Source organism: Deltaproteobacteria bacterium, from assembly GCA_018668695.1.
Lineage (GTDB): Bacteria > Myxococcota > XYA12-FULL-58-9 > XYA12-FULL-58-9 > JABJBS01 > JABJBS01.
The window spans coordinates 1-2,078 of sequence record JABJBS010000062.1 but is presented as its reverse complement, the minus strand read 5'-3'; the positions used below and the strand labels follow the sequence as shown (position 1 = coordinate 2,078).

Here is a 2,078-nt window from a genome sequence, read left to right as displayed (position 1 = left end):
TGCATCGACGTTGCTAAGATCTGATACATCCACAGGACTGATCTCTAATCTCGACTTTGGAAATTCGAGCATCAGTCTTTGATAAACTGCAAAGCTACGCTCAAAACTGCGGCAAGCCATTACGACCCCGGCTCCGCAACTAAGCAGCTTCTCGGTCGTCGCCAGGCCGATTCCAGAATTGGCTCCAGTTACCACATAGACTTTACCGCTGAGGTCTTGCTCAGAGCCCAGCTGCGCGAACCGTGATTTTCGGTGGTTGTAACCCAATGATGTGTATGAACCAACGACGCTTAGCTCGTATATCCAGTCTAAAATTTTGTGTCGCATCGTGTCTTGCTCTCGTCCTGCGAGTTTCATCCCGCTCTGATCTGTAGAAAGGCCCTTTTGAACCTACATTCAAGGGGCAGACCCCACTTAGCCGTACATTCTTTGTCTACCGCTTAGTCCATTAATGTAATGCCCTATGATATCAGGTCCTTGAAGTTGTTGTTCCGAAGCGCATTTCCATGGCTCCATAACGGAATTTGAAGATATGCCGGAGCTTACTTGCGATAAATATGTGGTTCACCAGCTGCCCGAGCAGGCCAAAAGGCGGGGTATAGTAGACCCGGTCTTCCATAATGGTGCGCTCCCCGTCTGGGAGAAAATGATGCTCATGCCACCAGCTGGTGTACGGTCCCTTGGTTTGAGAGTCTACAAATCGTACCTGAGGCTTCCATTGAGCAATCTGGGTCTGCCACTTCATTGGCAACGCTCCCATGTTGATAGCGTAATGGATGATGGTTCCTTCTTGGATATCGTCAATTTCGTCTAAGATATTGAAACTCAAGTCTGGCGGCGTAATGGCTCCCAGGTTCTCAGGTCGGGAGAAGAAAGCAAACACTTCGTCAACAGGGGCGTTGAGAACGATTCGCGTATTGAGCAGGTACCGCGGTCGCCGTTTTTGAAGGTACTGACTTTGGGGCGCGCATGGCTGCGGGCTTTTTTGCTCAAGTGTTTGAATTTTTGTTTCGGAATCAATGATGGCCGATTGCAGTGCTTCGTCCAGCTCTTTGTATTGAAATTTAAACCCATCATCTAAGAGGTGCTTCGGCATGACGCGTTGGCTATTGAGTACAATGGAAGCGGCTTCGCCCAGTAGCATTTTAATGGCAAAGGCGGGTGCAGGCATGAACGAGGGACGTTTTAAAACGGCGGCCAGTGTGGTTCCAAATTCACGGGAGGTGGAGGGCGAGGGTGCGGTGAGATTGTAGATACCTGCTGAACTTTCGTTCTCGAGCATAAAGCATATAGCCTCTATAACATCATGTAGATGCACCCAGGGCATATACTGATTGCCGTTACCAAGTGCTCCACCGAGACCGGCCTGAAACACAGGCAGCATCTTTGTAAGTGCACCGCCGCCATGGCCAAGGATGACACCAATGCGCATGATGGCAGTACGCACGTCGTGTTTTTTCGCTTCAAGTGCTGCGGTTTCCCACTGCTCGCAGAGCGTGGCTAGGAATCCGTCGCCTTGGTCACTGGATTCGGTGAGTACATCATCACCGCGGTTACCGTAGAAGCCAACGGCACTGGCGGAGACGAGGACCTTTGGCTTGTTCGGTGAGGTAGCAATGGCGTCGACAATTCGTTTTGTTAAGTCTGTGCGGCTATTCACCAGCCGCTCTTTATAGGCTGCACTCCAGCGCTTACCAGCGACGGGTTCTCCGGCGAGATTGATGACAGCGTCGCATCCGTTGATGCAAGCTTGAAGCTCCGCATCAGTGCTTTCGGTATGCAGTAATTCGGCTTCGGAGCCCAAAACGCCGCGCGCCTTTGATGGATTTCGTACCCAGGCGACTACTTGGTGTCCTGATCTACGTAGCCTTAGGACGGTCGCTCTTCCTACAAATCCAGTTGCACCAGTCATAAATATTTTCATTATTCACCTCCGCACCCTAAGTTGGGTACTCCTGAGCGCAATGACCATTGAAAAACCGCAAGCTTGTACCAAGATTTCAGTTATTCCTGAGTTTCGGCGCTCTGCGTCACATATTAGCGTATGATGCTGAAATTAAAGAACTAAAATTTTATTC

At 50.2% G+C, this 2,078-nt stretch carries 2 protein-coding genes; both read right to left on the bottom strand.

What is annotated here, in order from left to right; genetic code table 11:
* Nucleotides 1-357: SDR family NAD(P)-dependent oxidoreductase (locus HOK28_03400; GenBank protein MBT6432112.1), on the bottom strand; the 357-nt coding region annotated here is incomplete at its 3' end.
* A gap of 112 nt (nt 358-469) precedes the next feature.
* Nucleotides 470-1,924, bottom strand: coding sequence for a TIGR01777 family protein (locus HOK28_03395; protein MBT6432111.1), 1,455 nt, complete (start codon nt 1,922-1,924; stop codon nt 470-472).
* Nucleotides 1,925-2,078: the final 154 nt, after the last annotated feature.